The organism is Streptomyces sp. NPDC005784, from assembly GCF_042871525.1.
GTDB lineage: Bacteria > Actinomycetota > Actinomycetes > Streptomycetales > Streptomycetaceae > Streptomyces.
The window spans coordinates 38,863-56,071 of the sequence record NZ_JBIAIQ010000004.1 but is presented as its reverse complement, the minus strand read 5'-3'; the positions used below and the strand labels follow the sequence as shown (position 1 = coordinate 56,071).

Annotated in this window: 14 protein-coding genes; 8 read left to right on the top strand and 6 right to left on the bottom strand. The window is 71.4% G+C overall.

All coding sequences use genetic code 11. The features are described from left to right. Nucleotides 1–9 precede the first annotated feature (9 nt). Nucleotides 10–2,538, top strand: coding sequence for a VWA domain-containing protein (locus ACFYR3_RS08140; protein ID WP_389282069.1), 2,529 nt, complete (start codon nucleotides 10–12; stop codon nucleotides 2,536–2,538). Between the two features lie 62 nt (nucleotides 2,539–2,600). On the opposite strand, the gene ACFYR3_RS08135 is transcribed toward ACFYR3_RS08140, so the two are convergent. Beyond that, complete coding sequence (locus tag ACFYR3_RS08135; protein WP_355845065.1) at nucleotides 2,601–3,719, bottom strand: threonine synthase; 1,119 nt, start codon at nucleotides 3,717–3,719, stop codon at nucleotides 2,601–2,603. A gap of 149 nt (nucleotides 3,720–3,868) precedes the next feature. On the opposite strand from ACFYR3_RS08135, the gene ACFYR3_RS08130 reads away from it, so the two are divergent. From ACFYR3_RS08130 to ACFYR3_RS08105, 6 genes are all read left to right on the top strand, one after another. After that, the gene (locus ACFYR3_RS08130) at nucleotides 3,869–5,173 is read left to right on the top strand and encodes a DUF4190 domain-containing protein (RefSeq protein ID WP_389282067.1); all 1,305 of its coding nucleotides are present in this window, start codon (nucleotides 3,869–3,871) and stop codon (nucleotides 5,171–5,173) included. Nucleotides 5,174–5,321: 148 nt separating this feature from the next. Next, nucleotides 5,322–6,074, top strand: coding sequence for a GntR family transcriptional regulator (locus ACFYR3_RS08125; protein ID WP_355845059.1), 753 nt, complete (start codon nucleotides 5,322–5,324; stop codon nucleotides 6,072–6,074). 426 nt (nucleotides 6,075–6,500) lie between these two features. Next, nucleotides 6,501–6,683, top strand: coding sequence for an SPOR domain-containing protein (locus ACFYR3_RS08120; RefSeq protein ID WP_266454873.1), 183 nt, complete (start codon nucleotides 6,501–6,503; stop codon nucleotides 6,681–6,683). Between the two features lie 45 nt (nucleotides 6,684–6,728). Beyond that, entirely contained in the window at nucleotides 6,729–7,136 is a 408-nt protein-coding gene (locus tag ACFYR3_RS08115) for a (deoxy)nucleoside triphosphate pyrophosphohydrolase (protein WP_355845056.1), read from the top strand. 106 nt (nucleotides 7,137–7,242) lie between these two features. Beyond that, the gene (locus tag ACFYR3_RS08110) at nucleotides 7,243–7,674 is read left to right on the top strand and encodes an ATP-binding protein (RefSeq protein ID WP_355845053.1); all 432 of its coding nucleotides are present in this window, start codon (nucleotides 7,243–7,245) and stop codon (nucleotides 7,672–7,674) included. 247 nt (nucleotides 7,675–7,921) lie between these two features. Then, complete coding sequence (locus ACFYR3_RS08105) at nucleotides 7,922–10,618, top strand: SpoIIE family protein phosphatase (RefSeq protein WP_356781148.1); 2,697 nt, start codon at nucleotides 7,922–7,924, stop codon at nucleotides 10,616–10,618. A gap of 4 nt (nucleotides 10,619–10,622) precedes the next feature. Here the strand turns inward: ACFYR3_RS08105 and ACFYR3_RS08100 are convergent, their stop codons facing one another. Beyond that, on the bottom strand, nucleotides 10,623–12,146 hold the full coding sequence (locus ACFYR3_RS08100) for a hypothetical protein (protein ID WP_389282064.1): 1,524 nt from the start codon (nucleotides 12,144–12,146) through the stop codon (nucleotides 10,623–10,625). Between the two features lie 318 nt (nucleotides 12,147–12,464). Between ACFYR3_RS08100 and ACFYR3_RS08095 the strand changes: the two genes are divergently transcribed. Then, nucleotides 12,465–12,788 (top strand): hypothetical protein, encoded by a 324-nt coding sequence (locus tag ACFYR3_RS08095; protein WP_355845044.1) that lies wholly within the window; start codon nucleotides 12,465–12,467, stop codon nucleotides 12,786–12,788. A gap of 39 nt (nucleotides 12,789–12,827) precedes the next feature. Here ACFYR3_RS08095 and ACFYR3_RS08090 read toward each other — a convergent pair whose 3' ends face one another. From ACFYR3_RS08090 to ACFYR3_RS08075, 4 genes are read right to left on the bottom strand one after another with little or no spacing between them, the layout of a single operon-like run. Further along, nucleotides 12,828–13,598, bottom strand: a complete 771-nt coding sequence (locus ACFYR3_RS08090; protein ID WP_355845041.1) for a succinate dehydrogenase/fumarate reductase iron-sulfur subunit — start codon at nucleotides 13,596–13,598, stop codon at nucleotides 12,828–12,830. 37 nt (nucleotides 13,599–13,635) lie between these two features. Beyond that, complete coding sequence (locus ACFYR3_RS08085; protein WP_389282062.1) at nucleotides 13,636–15,612, bottom strand: fumarate reductase/succinate dehydrogenase flavoprotein subunit; 1,977 nt, start codon at nucleotides 15,610–15,612, stop codon at nucleotides 13,636–13,638. An 18-nt stretch (nucleotides 15,613–15,630) separates the two neighbouring features. After that, on the bottom strand, nucleotides 15,631–16,452 hold the full coding sequence (locus ACFYR3_RS08080; RefSeq protein ID WP_355845035.1) for a hypothetical protein: 822 nt from the start codon (nucleotides 16,450–16,452) through the stop codon (nucleotides 15,631–15,633). A gap of 44 nt (nucleotides 16,453–16,496) precedes the next feature. Further along, a complete protein-coding gene (locus ACFYR3_RS08075; RefSeq protein WP_355845032.1) occupies nucleotides 16,497–16,820 on the bottom strand; it encodes a hypothetical protein in 324 nt (107 codons plus the stop codon). Nucleotides 16,821–17,209 lie beyond the last annotated feature (389 nt).

The following is a 17,209-nucleotide window of genomic DNA, read 5'->3' as shown; positions in this document are numbered from 1 at the left end:
GGGCGTTCCATGCCACAGCCACGCATCACCAGGTCCACCGTCCCGGCCACCAACTCCTACACGGTCAGCGACGCGAAGGCGTTCGTGCTGCACTTCCACCAGGACATCGGCGCCGGGGCCACCAAGGCCGTCAACATCACCTACGGTGTGGCCGCCGCCGACCCGATCCTCGAACTCACCCTCACCGGCAACGCTCCGATCAACCTGCTGACCGTCCCGCCGGGCCAGGAGGTGACGGTCGGCGACTTCACCGTGGGGGTCACGGTCGGCCCGCCGGACACCGACACCGGCACCGTCCTGGTCAACTGCCGGATCACCAACCAGACCCTCGGTTCCCTCGGCTCCCCGTGGACCCTGCGCGGCAGCCGGACCGCGCCGAACCACTGGGACATCCGGTTCTCCGACACCAGCGCCCTGGTCGACTACGTGATCTGCGACCCGCGCGCGGTGGTCCAGGACCCGGGAACGGTGCTGGAACAGGATCACGTCACGCTGGTGGCCGACGACGCGACGGGCCCGGCCGCCGAGCCGACCGTGCTCGGGCTCGCCAACCTGCCGCCGAACGCGTTCACGCCGAGCTACCTCTGGCACCATGACGCCGATCTCGCGATCCTTCCGATGGACGAGACCACCGACACGCCGACGCTCGACGTGACGCTTCCGGGCGTGTACGCGACGATCGCAGCCCCGCTGACACTCACCACCTCGTTCGGCACCGACGGCTTCCTCACCAACGTGAGCGAGCCCAAGCAGCTGACGATCAGCCACCGGCCGCAGGACATCGTGCTGGTGCTGGACCGCTCGGGCAGCATGGCCTCCGAGGACAAGTGGACCAACGCGGTCATCGCCACCCGGGCCCTCGTCCACCTCATCGCCGACGCCCGCGCGGGCGTCAACGACCAGGACCGGATCGGCATCGTCACGTTCACCGACCCCGGCGGCTGGCACGGGCTGCCGATCTCCGACGAGGTCGAGATCGCGATGCCGCTCACGGCCCTGAAGGACGCGCGCGAGGCCATCAACCCGCTCGACCTGGGACAGCCGGCCGACAACACCAACATCGGCGACGGCCTGGTCGCCGCCCTCGACCTGCTCGCCGACGCCGGCCCGATCGGCGACCGGCGTTTCACCGTGGTCTGCATGACCGACGGGCTCCAGAACGCGGGCCACTACTACATCGGTGACACAGTGCCGGACAACGCGCCGCCCGGGACGGTGGAGGCGCTCACCAGCGTCACCGGTGCCAGGAAGCTGATCCTGGCCGGCGCGCGCATGTACGTCATCGGCCTCGGTTCGACCATCGACGTCGAACTGCTCAGGAAACTCACCGACACCGGATTCACCCAGGTCCTCGACCCGGCCGACCTGCCCGGGGTGTTCACCGACATGCTGCACTTCTCCCAGGAGGTCAACCGGCCCAGCCCGAGCGACAAGGCGCCCGAGCCCATCCCCAGCGAGGCCGGCCGGGTCTACGTCAGGACCACGGACGCCGACCGGGTCGTCCTCTCGGTGATCGCCCCGCCGACGGACGGCACCATCGCGCTCGACGTGTGGGACGGCGCCGAATTCGTCCAGCCGCCCTTCACGGTGCCCGAAGCCAACGTGTCGGAGACCGACCAGGCCCTTTCGGTCGGCGCGCCGGACAAGCTGCCCGAGGGGGAGGTCATATGGCGGGTGAGTCTGCTGGACAAGACCACCGGGGCTCCGAAGGCGCTCACGCCCGACCAGGTGCTGCTCTACGAGGACCTGCACCTCAAGGCCGAGCTGACGCTGGACGAGCAGGCGTACCTGACCGGCGACGACATGGTCCTGACGGTCCGCATCCGCCGTGACGCGGCACCGGTGCTCGGCGCCGTCGTCCGCGCCGAACTCGACGCCCCCGCCATAGGTCTTGGCGAGGCGCTGTCGGCGGCCGCCGTGTCGGCGACCCCGCCGCCGGCGACCGCGGCGAACCCGGGCGGCAGGGACGTCCCGCCGCCGGCCGAGCAGCGCGTCATCGACCTCATGCGCCACAACGGCTGGTCCCGGTGGCCGCGCCACCAGGCGCCGGGTCTGTTCGCGGACGGCACCGACCTCCTGCACGACAAGGACGGCACCGGCGACTACAGCAACACGTTCAGCCGGGTGTTCAAGGCCGGCACGTACGGCTGGAAGGTCTTCGCCGACGGACAGGACCCGCAGGGCAACACGTTCGACCGCCAGCTCACCATCTCGACGGTGGCCGCGGTGAAGGTCGACGCCCGCACGACGAGGGTGAAGACCGAGCGCATACTCCACCACCCCAGCGGGCTGCGGGCGACGAGGATCACCATCACGCCGCAGGACGTACGGCACGAGCGGCTGGGCCCCGGTCACGACGACGCGGTCGTCTTCGCCCTGAAGGACGGCATGTTCGAGGAGATCTTCAACCACCAGCCCGCGCCGGTGTTCACCGACGGGACCTATCAGCGGGTCATCCTGTTCAAGGCCAACCAGCATCCGGTCGTCGCGGTCCGCGCCGCCGGCACGCTGCTCAGGCCGATCGACGCCACCGGGTGACACGCCCGCGGCCACGCGGCCCGGATCCCACCCGGGCCGCGTGGCCGAAGGGCACCGCGCGATCAGGCCTGCGACCAGGCCCGTGCCATTCCCGTCTTCACCCCGGCGCCGCACAGCGGCACCACGGCCTCCCGTCCGCCCAGCGCACCCTCCCGGACCGCCGCCCAGCAGGCCACCCCCGTGGACTCCACGTACAGCCCGCGTCCCGCGAGATCCGTCTGCGCGTGGCGGATCTGGTCCTCCGTCACGGTCAGGAACGTGCCCCCGGAGGCGCGTACCGCGCGCAGGATCTGGCGGGCCCGGAGCGGATGCGGGATCGCGATGCCCTCGGCGAACGTGGGCGCCACGGGGGTGACGCCGACGAGATCGTCGGCCCCCTCGGACCAGGCGCGGGCCAGCGGGGCGACCGCCGCGGACTGGACGGCGTACAGGGCGGGCCTGCGGTCGATCAGCCCGGCCGCGTGCAGTTCGGCCACGGCGAGTGCGGCGCCGAGGAGCAGCGTGCCGTTGCCGACCGGTACCACGACGACCTCCGGGAGGCGTCCGCCGAGGTCCTCCCAGAGTTCGTGGACGTATGTCTTCGTGCCGTGCAGGAAGTACGGGTTGAAGACGTGCGAGGCGTAGAACACGCCGTCCTCGTCGGCCGCCTCGCGCGCCGCGCGTGCCGTCGCCTCGCGGTCGCCCTCGACCACCCGCAGCCGCGCCCCGTGCGCCTCGATCTGCTCCAGCTTCTTCGCGGAGGTGCCCTCGGGGACGTACACGGTGCAGGGCAGCCCGGCCCGCGCGCAGTACGCGGCGACCGCCGTGCCCGCGTTGCCGCTGCTGTCCGCGAGCACCCGCCGGGGCCCCAGCCGCAGCGCCAGCTCGGCCAGCAGCACCGCCCCGCGGTCCTTGAACGACAGGGTCGGCATCAGGAAGTCGAGCTTGGCCGAGACGCCCTCGCGGAGCGGGACCAGCGGAGTGCGGCCCTCGCCGAGGCTGACCGTGGGGGCGGCCAGCGGCAGGCACTCCGCGTACCGCCACAGCGAGTTCACCCGCCCGGTGAGCGAGGTGAGGGGAGCCGGTGTCGGCGCGAAGTCCAGATCGAGCGGACCGCGGCAGACCGGGCAGCACCAGGCGAGCGAGCCGGCGGGGACACGGGTCCCGTCCGTCGGGCAGAAGCAGTCCGGCAGTGGAGTCATAGGCGCAGATTAGACGCGCCGGGGGGTGACGGAGCGTCACGAGCGGACGCCCGCTGTCATGGCCCCGCCGTGTCGCGCTTACGATGCGCGCAGTCATTCGGCAGTCGTACGTAAGTTCCACCGCAGGTGGATGAGGAGCAAGGGAACTCGTGGCCACACCCCCGCCGCCCGGCCCGCAGCAGCCCGAGGGGCAGTATCCGCCGCCAGGGACACCGCCGGGCGCTCCGGAGACGCCGTACGGCGCTCCGGAGGCACCCGGCGCCCACCCGCCTCCGTATCCGCACGCTCCGTACCCCCAAGGACCTTTTCCGCAAGGCCCCTTCCAGCAAGGGCCGTATCAGCAGTCCCCGTACGCGGGTCCGTACCAGCCCTGGGGTCAGGGCTACTCCCCGTACAACCGGCCCGTGCCCTTCAACGGGTTCGCGATCGCCTCCCTGGTGCTCGGCATCCTCTGCTTCCTGCCCGCCGTCGGGCTGGTTTTCGGGACCGTGGCGCTCGTCCAGATCAAGAAGCGTGGCGAGCGCGGCAAGGGAATGGCGGTGGGCGGCATGGTGATGTCGTCGATCGGTGTCCTCCTGCTCGGGCTCATGGTCGCCACGGGTGGCGCGCGCGACTTCTGGGACGGCTTCCAGGACGCGGCGAACGACTCGGGAGGCGCCGCGTTCTCGCTTGAGGTGGGCGAGTGCTTCGACACGCCCAGCGGCTCGCTGGGGACCGTGGTGTTCGACGTCGACAAGGTGCCGTGCGCGGGCGAGCACGACGCCGAGGTGTTCGCGGACTTCGAGATGGGCGACGGCGGCTACCCGGGGGACAAGAAGGTCGCCGATGCCGCCGACCAGCGGTGCTACCTGCTCCGGAACACGTACGCGATGGACTCCTGGGCCGTCCCGGACAACGTCGACGTGTACTCCTTCACGCCGACTTCGCAGAGCTGGCGCCGCGGCGACCGCGACGTCAGCTGCCTGTTCGGGAACACTGACGAGAAGGGCGGCCTGACGGGCTCCCTGCGCAAGGACCAGCTGACGCTGGACCCCGACCAGTACTCCTATCTCAGCTCGGCGCGGGCCATCGACAACGCCCTGGACTCGGCGCCCGCTGCGGAGTACATCGAGGACGATCTGCCCGGCTACAAGAAGTGGGCGGCCAGTGTCTCGGAGGCGGTGGCGTGGGAGGCGGACGGGCTGCCCGCCCACAGGTTCGGGCCGGCCGCGCGTGGGCGGATCGCCGCCCTGGCCAAGGACATGGCCCTCTCGGCGAAGGAGTGGGCGAAGGCCGCGGACGCGCCGGACGTGGACACCTTCTACGCGCACTACGACAAGGCCCTGAAGCTCATCGACCCCAAGAGGACGGTCACCACCCGCAAGGCTCTGGGGCTCGCGACGACCCCGCCGAAGTACGACGAGAGCGGGGGCGGCGGTAGCGGTGGCGAAGGCGGCGGCGGAATCGAGGTGTGACGGCGGCCACAGTGGGGAGAAAGTGCCTGCGTAATGCCCTCAAGGGGCTTGCGTCATCACATCGAGTGATTCTCTGGCCTTTGCTTGCATGGCACAACCCACGGTTGCCACGCTGTTGCTGTCTGTACAACCTGATGGGAGCGGCCAAGTGACTTTCGGTGAGCAGCCGGCGTACTTGCGTGTCGCGGGTGATCTCCGCAAGAAGATCGTCGACGGCTCGCTGCCACCGCACACGCGACTCCCCTCGCAGGCCAGAATCCGCGAGGAGTACGGCGTCTCGGACACGGTCGCCCTGGAAGCGCGCAAGGTGCTCATGGCCGAGGGCCTGGTCGAGGGCCGCTCCGGTTCGGGCACCTATGTGCGGGAGCGGCCGGTGCCGCGTCGCGTCGCCCGGTCCGGATACCGGTCGGACAGCGGCGCCACCCCCTTCCGCCAGGAGCAGGCCGACCTCGCCGTGCGCGGCACCTGGGAGTCCCACAGCCGGCAGGTCGAGGCGAGCGGCGCGATCGCCGAGCGGCTCGCCATCCAGCCGGGCGACCGCGTGATGTGCACGAACTACGTCTACCGCGACGGCGGCGAGGCGATGATGCTCTCCACGTCGTGGGAGCCGCTCGCCGTCACCGGGCGTTCGCCGGTCATGCTCCCCGAGGAGGGCCCGCTCGGCGGCATGGGCGTCGTCGAGCGCATGGCGGCCATCGACGTGATCGTGGACAACGTCACGGAGGAGGTGGGCGCGCGCCCCGGCCTCGCCGAGGAACTCCTCGCGCTGGGCGGCGTACCGGGGCATGTGGTCGTCGTCATCCAGCGCACCTTCTACGCCTCGGGCCGTCCGGTGGAGACGGCGGACGTGGTGGTCCCGGCGGACCGGTACCGGATCGCCTACCACCTGCCGGTGAAGTGACCGCGCGTCACCTTCGTACGGCATTTCGTCCGGCCCGGCGTCCGGCATGACGTCGGGCATGGCGTCGGGCATGGCGTCGGGCATGGCGTCCGGCCTTCGGGTGGACGCCATGAGCCGCGGTGCCCGGTCCGGATTGCCGGTGCCTCAACGGGAGCGCCCGTGGCCCCGGTTGGAATCTGGCCTTTCTCAAGTGGCAGGCCGGGGAAGGACTTTGCCCTGTTCGAGGGCGCGCGGGGAGTCGCGGGCGGCGCGTTCGACGGTGTGCGCCCCCCGGGTCGACGTTCCCTACTGGCCGGTTGCGTACCTCTTTGTGTAAAGCCGTATTCGCTGCGTGAAGGTTAGGCGTAGGCTCGGGCATATGCGGATTGCGGTTTCCTTGGATTGCGGGGTTCGACGGGGGCCCGGGGCGGGAAGTGGAGGGGCTTGATGAACGACGGCACGATCACTCTTCCCTGGCTCGTCATACGGCAGGACGACAACGGCAATCGCTACCGCGTGGGCAGGTACGCGACCCGCGCCGAGGCTCAGAAGATCGCGGACAGCCTCGACGACCGCGGGCACAAGCAGCTCTACTGGGTCGAGCGGATCGGGCAGAACGGAACCCGGTGATCCGTCTCGACCGGGACGCCGCCCCGCTCCCGTAGGCTCCGGCGCATGACGGAACGGATCGTGGTGGTCGGAGGCGCCCTGGTGCGCGACGGACGCCTGCTCGCCGCCCGCCGCAGCGCACCCCCCGACCTCGCCGGGCGCTGGGAACTGCCGGGCGGCAAGGTCGAGCCCGGCGAGACTCCCGACCGCGCCCTCGTGCGCGAGCTGCGCGAAGAGCTCGGCGTCGACGCGGAAGCGGTGGAGCGCGTCCCCGGCGAGTGGCCCCTGAAGCCGGGATACGTCCTGGTGGTGTGGGCCGCCCGGCTGCTGCCCGGCTCGGCCGAACCCGGGGCCCTGCAGGATCACGACGAGCTGCGCTGGCTGACCCCCGAAGAGATCTGGGACGTGGACTGGCTGGATCAGGACGTACCGGCGGTCAAGGGCGCGCTGCCGTGGCTCGATCAGGGCGTGTGATGGGCCGGGTGCGGATTCGTGCGCCGTTCGCGCCATAGTGTGCCCCCCGGTGCGGTAAAGCATCGCGGATATCGGGTATGTGCCAATCAATCCCACGAAACCGGACATGGGTGGGTTCCTGGTCTGGGAAGTGATCGGCTTGATCGACACCGAAGGCGACTGCGCAGAGTGGACCTTTCCCGCGGAGCCCGGTGCCGTCCGCACCGCCCGCGCAGTCGTCCGGGGACAGCTGCGCGATTGGGGTCTCGACTCCCTCGGCGACATCGCCGCGCTGCTGGTCAGTGAACTGGTGACGAACTCGCTCCGGCACGCGACCGGCCCGATCGGCGTCCGGCTGGTGCGTCCCGCGGATGTGCCGGGCGCCCTGCGCGTCGAGGTCTCCGACCCGCTGCCGGACCCGCCCCGTGAACGGGCCGCCGACACCTCCGACGAGAGCGGCCGCGGACTCCAGCTCGTGGCCGGCTCGTGCAGGCGCTGGGGCACCCGGCCCGCGGACACGGGCAAGACCGTCTGGTTCGAGCTGGCCGTGCCGGGCTGAGGCGCGGAGGTTTCGATGCCCTCGCCCGATCCGGCCGGATCGGGCTCCGACGGGTGTCGCATTGTTTGGTTCGACGGGGTGCCACCTGGTTAGAAGACTTGGGAGTATGTCGCGGCCGGTCCAAAAACCATCGGGACCGTGCTGTGATCGTGAACACCGTGTTGTGCGGCGCCGTAGTGCTGGATACTGCGGGCAGCCGCCTCCGGTGACTGGTGCCGGACGTGGTGAGCTGGAGGGGACGGTTCGCGTGAGCGAGATACCAGCGAAGGCCACGGAGTCCGAGGACCCGTCGGACGGCGCGAGGGCTGATGCGGCGGACGATTTCGCGCGCACGGTTCCCGGCGCGGCCGCGGGCACCACCACGGGCGAAGAGGCCGACGGCACGGTGGCCGACCTGGCCGGTGACGCGGTCGGCGAATTGCCGGGTGACGCGATGTGGCAGAGCAGTCCACCCGGTTCGATCTACGACTACATCAAGGCCGCCTCCTTCTCCATCGGCGCCGACGGGCTGGTCGACCAGTGGAGTCTGCGGGCCGAGCAGCTCTTCGGGATCTCCGCGGAGCGGGCCGTCGGCATGGACCCCATCGAGGCGTTCGTCACCGCCGACCGGCGTGAGTTCGGTCAGCGGAAGATGGCGGAGATCCTGGACGGCCGCGAGTGGACCGGTCTGGTGCCCTTCCGGACGCCCGCCTCCGAGGATGCGGGTGAGGGCGCCGAGAACTCCGGGGGCACCGAGGGCCTCGCCGAGGTCTATGTGATGCCGACCACGACCGAGCACGGTGAGCGGGCCGCCCTCTGCATCGTCGTGGACGTCCGCACCCTGCGCACCATCGAGACGGACCTCGCCGCCTCGCAGGCGATTTTCGGTCAATCTCCGTTCGGATTCCTGCTGATCGACACGGACCTCCGGGTCCGGCGAGCCAACCAGCGGTTCGCCTCCATTTTCGGCGGCAGCGTCGACGACCACCGCGGCAAGGGCGTTCACGACTATCTGCCGCGCGCGGAGGCCGAGCGGGTGACGGCGATCCTGCGCCGGGTCCTGGAGACCGGTGACTCGATCACGGACATGCACGTCACCGGACAGGTCCCCGGTTCCGACGAGCGCCGCCACTGGTCCATCAACCTCTACCGGGTGCACAGCGGCAGCGGCCGTCCCATCGGTATCGCCTGGCTCGGAACCGACATCACCTCCCGCCGTGCCGCAGCCCGTGAAGCGGCCGCCGCACGGCGCAATCTCGCCCTTCTGAACGAGGCGGGCGCCCGCATAGGCAACTCCCTCGACCTGGAGACCACCGCACGCGAACTCCTCGACGTCGTGGTCCCCGGTTTCTGCGACCTCGCGACGGTCGACCTGTACCAGGGTCTGCTGGCCGGTGACGAGACGCCGCCGGGCCTCGCGGACGGCAGTGCCGAACTCCGCCGGGTCGCCTTCGCCAGCGCCGTCTCCGACGCGCCCTTCGTCGGTGGTCCGGCGCCCGTCGCCGTCGGCGCGGTCCACCACTACCCGTTCAACTCGCTCTGCGCGGACGCCCTGCGCACCGCACGGCCGCAGCACATCCCCGCCGAAGAGGGCGGCCTCATCCAGTCGACGCTCGCGGTCCCGATGGTCGCCCACGACACCGTCGTGGGACTCGCCCAGTTCTCCCGTACGAAGGGCAGCGAGCCGTTCGGGGAACGCGACCGCGCCCTGGCCGTGGAACTGGCCGCCCGCGCCGCCGTCTGCATCGACAACGCCCGTCTGTACCGCCGCGAGCACGAACGCGCCCTCATCCTGCAGCGGTCCCTGCTGCCCCCGGGCGACCCCGAGGCCTCCGGTCTCGACATCGCGTGCCGCTACCTGCCGGGCAACGCGGCGACGGAGGTCGGTGGCGACTGGTTCGACGTCATCGAACTCCCCGGCCACCGCACGGCCCTCGTGGTGGGCGACGTGATGGGCCGAGGACTGCGCGCCGCGGTGGCGATGGGCGAACTCCGCACCGCGGTACGCACCTTGGCCCTGCTCGACCTCGAACCCGCCGAGGTCCTCTCGGCGCTGGACGAGATCGCGCGCGGCCTCGGCACCCCCGGCGGGGTGCAGCAGGCCACCCGTACGGCACGCCAGCCCCGCGACGCCGACCTCTCCGAGGTGTACCTCGCGACCTGCGTGTACGCCGTCTACGACTCGGTGACCCGCCGGTGCACCTTCGCCAACGCGGGCCATCTGCCCCCCGTGCTGGTGGAGCCCGGCGAGAGCGCGCTGATGCTCGACGTGCCGCCGGGGATGCCGCTCGGAGTGGGCGGCGAGCCCTTCGAGGAGGTGGAGGTCGAACTGCCCGAGGGCGCACTGTTGGCGCTCTACACGGATGGACTGGTCGAATCGCGCGACCACCCCCTCGACGAGGGCCTGCAAGCGTTCGTCGGCGCCCTCACCGACCCCTCCAGCGTGCTGGAGGACGTCTGCGACCACGTCCTCAACACCCTCGACACCCACCACGGCGAGGACGACATCGCCCTGCTCATGGCACGCGTCCAGGGGCTGCCCGCCGACTCCGTCGGCGACTGGACCCTGCCGCGCGAGCCGCGCAGCGTGGGCCGGGCACGTGAGTACGCGCGCAACCAGCTCGTCGCCTGGGACCTGGAGCCGCTCGTCGACACGACGGAACTGCTGGTCAGCGAACTGGTGACGAACGCCCTGCGGTACGGCGAGGGCGAGATCAGGCTGCGGCTGCTGCTCGACCGCACCCTCGTCTGCGAGGTCTGGGACGCCGGCCTCGTCCAGCCGCGCCGCCGCCGTGCCCGCGACACCGACGAGGGCGGGCGGGGCCTGCAGCTCGTCGGCCTCCTTTCCGCCGGGTGGGGCTCCCGCCGGACCCCGCGCGGGAAGACCGTGTGGTTCGAACTCCCGCTGCCGGACGGGGGGACGGGGCTCACCGACCCGGCGGAGGCGTTGTTGAGCCTGTTCTGAGGGCTCAGGTGAAGGAGGCCGCCCGGCGGCCGCGGGTGTGCGGGCCGCCGTAGCTCATCGGACCGCCCTCGCCGTCGCTCAGGAGGATCCCGCCGAGTACCGCGCCGCCCGCTCCGGCGCCCCCGCGGCCGGCCGCGGGATTCCCGTACGCCCGTACGTCCCGCTCGGCGAGGCGGCGCGCCTCCCGGGCGAGGTCATCGGCCCTCCGCACCTCGGACAGGGTGGCGGACCCCGACCCGAGCAGCCGTTCCGCCTCGGCCAACCGGGTCCGGGCCTCGCTGTCGACCGCTCCGCGGTGCGTGCCGATGAAGCACGACGCCCCGGCGAGCGCGCTGCGGGCGGGGAGGAGCGCGTAGGCGCGCCCGTCGGGAACGTCACCGCCTCCTGCCCGGGCGAGGCCCGCGGCCGCCTCCACCACCCGGCGCAGCGCGTCCAGCGGGTCGTACGGCCCGGCCGCCGTCACATGACGCACCCCGGAGAGAAGCGTCTCGGTGTGCCCCAACTGCCCTACGAGCCCGGCGGAACCGTTCGCCGGGTGCCTGCGGGCCGCGTCCCGTACGGCCTCCACCGCCGCGAGCGCCACGGGCAACTCCGCTGCCGCCGAGGCCAGTTCCCCCGCCAGCCGGTCCACGCCGTTCACCAGGTCGGCGGCCTGCCCCAACGCTCCCTCCGCCGCCCGTAGATGGGCGGCGGCCTTCGCTCCGTCGCCCCGGTCCGCGTACCACCGTGCCTGGTTGAGATGGAACGTGGTGAACACGAGCCGGTCCTTGGCCTGTCCGGCGTCGCCGACGACCGGGAGCGAGGTGGCGGGGGTGTACCGCTTGTGCAGATCGGCGATCGTGGCCTCGGCGGCCGGGGTGCGCGTGGCGACCTTCCGGAAGCGGCTCTCCGCGGACTCCACGGCGGCCGCCGCGTTCCGCTCCAGCGCCCGGATCTGATCGAACCCCGGAGCCGCCGCGTCCAGCCGCCGCCCGGCGTCCTGGCACCGGGCGATGATCTCCTCCAGGACCTCCCTGCTGTCGTCCTCGCCCTCGGCCAGGGTGACGCCACTCGCCTCCGCCTCGTCGAGGCGCTGCCGCAGCCGGAAGGCGGCGGCGAGTTCGGCCTCCGCCTGCCGCAGGTCGTACACGAACGGTTCGACCGCGTCGCCCGCCGACCGGTCCGCGGCGAGGCCGAGCTCCTCGGCGCCGACGCGCACACAGTCGTCGATCTCGACGAGCAACTGCCGGGCCTTCCGGTCGAGTTCATGGAGGGGCACGACCTCGGGGCCGCCGCCGGGTGTCGTCCGGGTGGCCGCCCGCCGCCTGCGGCGCGTGTACGCGTACGCCGCCAGCGCGCCGGCGGCGCCGACCGCGACCAGGGGCGGCACGAGATCGCCGGTCGTCGTCCCGTCCTGCGGGGCCGCGACCGGCGGAGCGGTGACCCCCGCACCGCGTGCCACGGTCGCTGGGGTGTCGGCTCCCGCCCGCGCCAGCGGCAGCACCAGCCATCCCACCGCGACCAGCCCCCCGAGCACGGCATGCGTCACCCGCACGGCTCTGTGCGACGGGGCCCGGTGCGACCGGCTTCGACTCGGGGACGACGTCACATTTGGGAGCGTATGGCCGTTCGAGCCCTTCCGCGACCGGTATACGGGGAGTTGGCGGCATCCGCGGTACGGGAGATGCGGGGGCGTACGGGAGGGGTGCGGGGGTCGTGCTCCCCGGCGCCCTCGCAGCCCTCGCAGCCCCGAGGCCGAGGGGACGGCGTACCGGGGAGGACGGCTCGCGAGGGATGACCGTCGTGGCCCCGCGTGCCATGATCGGGACGCGTGCCCCTTTCCGGTACGCGGGGGAATGGGGGCTCGATGCACTGGTATCTGGTGGGGTTCGCCGCGCTGGCCGTCACCGCGCAGGCCGGATTCGGGATCGCGGCCATCACGACGTACTGGATTCCGCCGTGGTTCCGCGGCCGGGTCGTGCGCCCGACGCTGTGGGGATGGGGCGCGCTGGCGGGGGCCGTCGGCGTGTCCCTGTTCGTGTTCCTCGGGCCGTTCCACGGACCCGACGCCGACATGACGCCTTACGCCCTGGGCGGGATGGCCTTGTTCCTCGTGGGCCAGACTGCCCAGATGCTGGGGCAGCGCCCGGGCAGCCGCGCCGCGGTCCTGCCGGACACCGAAGAGCGATGACGGCAGGACGCGCGTGGACAGGGACGGCGTGAGGTCGCCCTAGTTGCTCCGCCTGCCGATCTTCGAGCCCAGCCACACCAGCGGGTCGTACTTGCGGTCGACGGCCCGTTCCTTCAAGGGGATCAGCGCGTTGTCCGTGATCTTGATGCCCTCGGGGCAGACCTCCGTGCAGCACTTGGTGATGTTGCAGTAGCCGAGGCCGTGCTCGTCCTGGGCCGTGCGCTTGCGGTCCAGGCCGGACTCCGCCGCCGCGTCCAGCGGGTGCATGTCCAGCTCCGCCACCCGCATCAGGAAACGCGGTCCGGCGAACGCGGGCTTGTTCTCCTCGTGGTCCCGGACGACATGGCAGGTGTCCTGGCACAGGAAGCACTCGATGCACTTGCGGAACTCCTGCGAACGGTCGACGTCCTCCTGCATCATCCGGTACTCACCGGGTCCGACCCCGGCGGGCGGCACGAAGGCGGGGACCTCGCGAGCCTTGTCGTAGTTGAAGCCGACGTCGGTCACCAGATCCCGTACGACCGGGAACGCGCGCAGCGGCGTGACGGTGATCGTCTCCTCCCGGGTGAACACCGACATCCGCGTCATGCACATCAGCCGCGGCCGCCCGTTGATCTCCGCCGAGCACGAACCGCACTTGCCCGCCTTGCAGTTCCAGCGCACGGCGAGGTCGGGGGCCTGGGTGGCCTGCAGCCGGTGGATGATGTCCAGCACCACCTCGCCGTCGTTGACCTCGACCTCGAAGTCCTTCAGGCCACCGCCCTTCACATCTCCGCGCCACACCTTGAAGCGGGCCTCGTAGCTGCTCACGCGTACCGCGCCTCCTCGTACCGCTCCTGCTCCCTGCTCACTCGTACAGCTCCTCTTCGGCGAGGTACTTGACCAGCTCCTCCTTCTCGAAGAGGGCGAGCAGGTCGGGGCGGATGGGCTGGGTGGTCTCGTTCACCAGGTCGATCTGTCCGGCCACGGGGTCGGTGGCGGCCAGCCCGCCGGTGGGGTCCGTGAGCTGGCACAGGAGGTTGATCCGGCGCCAGGAGCGCTCCATCGCCGGGTGGTCCTCGCGGGTGTGCCCGCCGCGCGACTCGGTGCGCTCCAGCGCCGCCCGTGCCACGCACTCGCTGACCAGGAGCATGTTGCGCAGGTCGAGGGAGAGGTGCCAGCCCGGGTTGAACTGCCGGTGGCCCTCCACCCCGGCCCGGCGCGCCCGTACCCGCAGCTCGGCGAGTTTCTCCAGGGCCCGCTCCATCTCGCCCTCCCGGCGGATGATGCCGACCAGGTCGTTCATGGTCTGCTGGAGCTCCTGGTGCAGGGTGTACGGGTTCTCGGGCGGGTGCGCGCCGGAGGCCGGGGCGCCGTCCGCCGACGCGGCGGGGACGGATTCCGGTCCCTCGGCCGAGAAGGGCCGCAGCGCCTCCGCGGCGGCCGCGTCGATCTGGGCGTCGTCCAGCGGCGGGCGGGCGCCGTCCCCGGTGAGACCGGCCGCGTACTCGGCCGCGTGCCACCCGGCCCGCCGCCCGAACACCAGCAGGTCGGAGAGCGAGTTGCCGCCCAGCCGGTTGGAGCCGTGCATACCGCCCGCGACCTCACCGGCCGCGAACAGGCCGGGTACCCCGCGGGCCGCCGCCGTGTCCGACTCGACCGCGATGCCGCCCATCACGTAGTGACAGGTGGGCCCGACCTCCATGGCCTCCGCCGTGATGTCGACGTCGGCCAGCTCCTTGAACTGGTGGTACATGGAAGGGAGTCGGCGCTTGATCACCTCGGCGGGCATCCGGGTCGACACGTCGAGGAAGACGCCGCCGTGCGGGGATCCGCGGCCCGCCTTCACCTCGGAGTTGATCGCCCGCGCGACCTCGTCGCGCGGCAGCAGCTCCGGTGGGCGCCGGTTGTGGTCCGGGTCCTCGTACCAGCGGTCGCCCTCCTCCTCCGACTGCGCGTACTTCTCCTTGAAGACATCGGGGATGTAGTCGAACATGAACCGCTTGCCGTCGGAGTTGCGCAGCACTCCGCCGTCGCCGCGGACCGACTCGGTGACGAGGATGCCCTTGACCGACGGCGGCCAGACCATGCCCGTCGGATGGAACTGCACGAACTCCATGTTCAGCAGCGGCGCCCCGGCGAGCAGCGCCAGCGCGTGCCCGTCGCCCGTGTACTCCCACGAGTTGGACGTCACCTTGAAGGACTTGCCGATGCCGCCGGTGGCGATCACCACGGAGGGAGCTTCGAGGACGAAGAAGCGGCCGGACTCGCGTTCGTAGCAGAAGGTCCCGGAGATGCGCTCGCCGTCCTTCAGGAGCCGGGTGACGGTGCACTCCTGATAGACCTTCAGGCGCGACTCGTAGTCACCGGTCTCCTTCATGTCCTCCTGCTGGAGGGACACGATCTTCTGCTGGAGCGTGCGGATCAGTTCGAGTCCGGTGCGGTCGCCGACGTGGGCGAGGCGCGGATACTCGTGGCCGCCGAAGTTGCGCTGCGAGATCCGCCCGTCCCTGGTGCGGTCGAAGAGCGCGCCCCAGGTCTCCAACTCCCATACGCGGTCCGGGGCTTCCCGGGCGTGCAGCTCGGCCATCCGCCACTGGTTGAGGAACTTGCCGCCGCGCATGGTGTCGCGGAAGTGGACCTGCCAGTTGTCGCCGGAGTTCACGTTGCCCATGGCGGCCGCGATGCCGCCCTCGGCCATCACCGTGTGCGCCTTGCCGAACAGCGACTTGCAGATCACCGCCGTACGGGCGCCGCGCTCGCGTGCCTCGATGGCGGCACGCAGTCCGGCGCCACCGGCACCGACCACGACGACGTCCCACTCCTGTCGGTCGACCACGGACATCAGAAGGCCCCACTCATGTCAGAAGAAGCGCGGATCGTCGAAGGCGCCGGACGCGACCAGGTACACGTAGAAGTCGGCGAGCGCCACGCTCACCAACGACGCCCAGGCCAGCAACATGTGACGGGCATTCAGCTTCCCGACCCACTGCCACATCCGGTAACGCACGGGGTGCTGGGAGAAGTGCTTGAGCTTCCCGCCGACGATGTGCCGGCAGGAGTGGCAGGAGAGGGTGTACGCCCAGATCAGCGTGATGTTGACCAGGAACACCAGCGTGCCGAGGCCCATGTGGCCCCAGTGGTAGTGCTCGTCGCGGAAGGAGAGCACGGTGTCGTACGTGAGGATGCCCGCGACGAGGAGGGCCGCGTAGAAGAAGTACCGGTGGATGTTCTGCAGGATCAGCGGGAAGCGGGTCTCGCCGGTGTACTTCTTGTGCGGCTCGGCGACCGCGCAGGCCGGCGGGCTCGCCCAGAAGCCCCGGTAGTAGGCCTTGCGGTAGTAGTAGCAGGTCAGCCGGAAGCCGAGCGGGAAGATCAGGATGATGATCGCGGGGGAGACGGCCCACCAGCTCCCGAACAGGTCCGCGTTCGGTCCGGCGTGCATGGTCCCGCACCGCTCGGCCAGACAGGGCGAGTAGAACGGCGAGACGTACGGCGCCGCGTAGTAGTGCGCGTCCGAGAAGGCCCGCCAGGTCGAGTACACGACGAAGGCCAGCAACCCGGCCGCGGTGGCGGCGGGCGCCAGCCACCAGCGGTCGGTCCGCAGATGCGGGGCGGCGATCGCGGCGCGCGTACCGGTTCGTACTCCGCCGCTGTTCAGATGAGGTTCCGTACCAGTGGCCAACTTCGCACTCCGGTCGGTTCGGGGGCGCGCCGGTGTCGAGGGCGCTAGTGGGAGGGACCGTGGTGCGCGCCGAGACCCTCGTCGTCGGAATCGGTCCACAAGGAGCTGTCGTACGGGGTGTCGGGGACGGGCACCAGGTCGGGCAGCCGGCCGGACGCGGACACCGCCGGTCCGGGCCCGGTGGAGAGCCTGGGGGAGGGGCCGGTGGCCTCGCGCAGCAGCGCGACGCTCTCCCGCAGGTGGTCGGCGTCGGCGCGCACGCGGCGCATCTCCAGACCGGCGCCCATCTGCTGTTCCAGGCGCCGCACCGACCGCTGCAGATCGTCGAGGCTGCGCTGGACTGACGTCAGGTCGTCGTGCACGGACATGACTTGCCCTCACTTCCGCGGGCCCTGCGGCCCCAGGCGGCAACGTTCATGCGCCTGCGAGTGTTGCGCGTCACCCGCACTCGTGTGAAGGCGTGTGCACGGATTGAAGGTCGACGCGCTTCAGAACGAAGCGTGCGCGCCGGTGGATTTCCCTGTGCGCCGGTCGAATCCGACCGGCGCACAGGGAAAATCCCGGCCGCCGGGGTACCCCGGGCGCCCGGGACGCCCGGGACGGTACGAGGAGACGCGTCCCGGGGTGTCCGGGGCCGAGGAATCCCGCGGCGGGCCCTTCGCCCTGCGGGCGCCACGGCGCCGACGGACCCGTCGCCCCTGCTCGCCACGGGCGTGCCGCGGGCCCCCACGGGCCTCGCGGGCGTGCCTCGGCCCCC

Excerpts from the sequence above, each read along its gene's own strand:
- ACFYR3_RS08140 (WP_389282069.1), top strand. The coding sequence starts at position 10 with ATGCCACAGCCACGCATCACCAGGTCCACCGTCCCGGCCACCAACTCC.
- ACFYR3_RS08135 (WP_355845065.1), bottom strand. The coding sequence starts at position 3,719 with ATGACTCCACTGCCGGACTGCTTCTGCCCGACGGACGGGACCCGTGTC.
- ACFYR3_RS08120 (WP_266454873.1), top strand. The coding sequence starts at position 6,501 with ATGAACGACGGCACGATCACTCTTCCCTGGCTCGTCATACGGCAGGAC.
- ACFYR3_RS08115 (WP_355845056.1), top strand. The coding sequence starts at position 6,729 with ATGACGGAACGGATCGTGGTGGTCGGAGGCGCCCTGGTGCGCGACGGA.
- ACFYR3_RS08110 (WP_355845053.1), top strand. The coding sequence starts at position 7,243 with ATGGGTGGGTTCCTGGTCTGGGAAGTGATCGGCTTGATCGACACCGAA.
- ACFYR3_RS08095 (WP_355845044.1), top strand. The coding sequence starts at position 12,465 with ATGCACTGGTATCTGGTGGGGTTCGCCGCGCTGGCCGTCACCGCGCAG.
- ACFYR3_RS08085 (WP_389282062.1), bottom strand. The coding sequence starts at position 15,612 with ATGTCCGTGGTCGACCGACAGGAGTGGGACGTCGTCGTGGTCGGTGCC.
- ACFYR3_RS08075 (WP_355845032.1), bottom strand. The coding sequence starts at position 16,820 with ATGTCCGTGCACGACGACCTGACGTCAGTCCAGCGCAGCCTCGACGAT.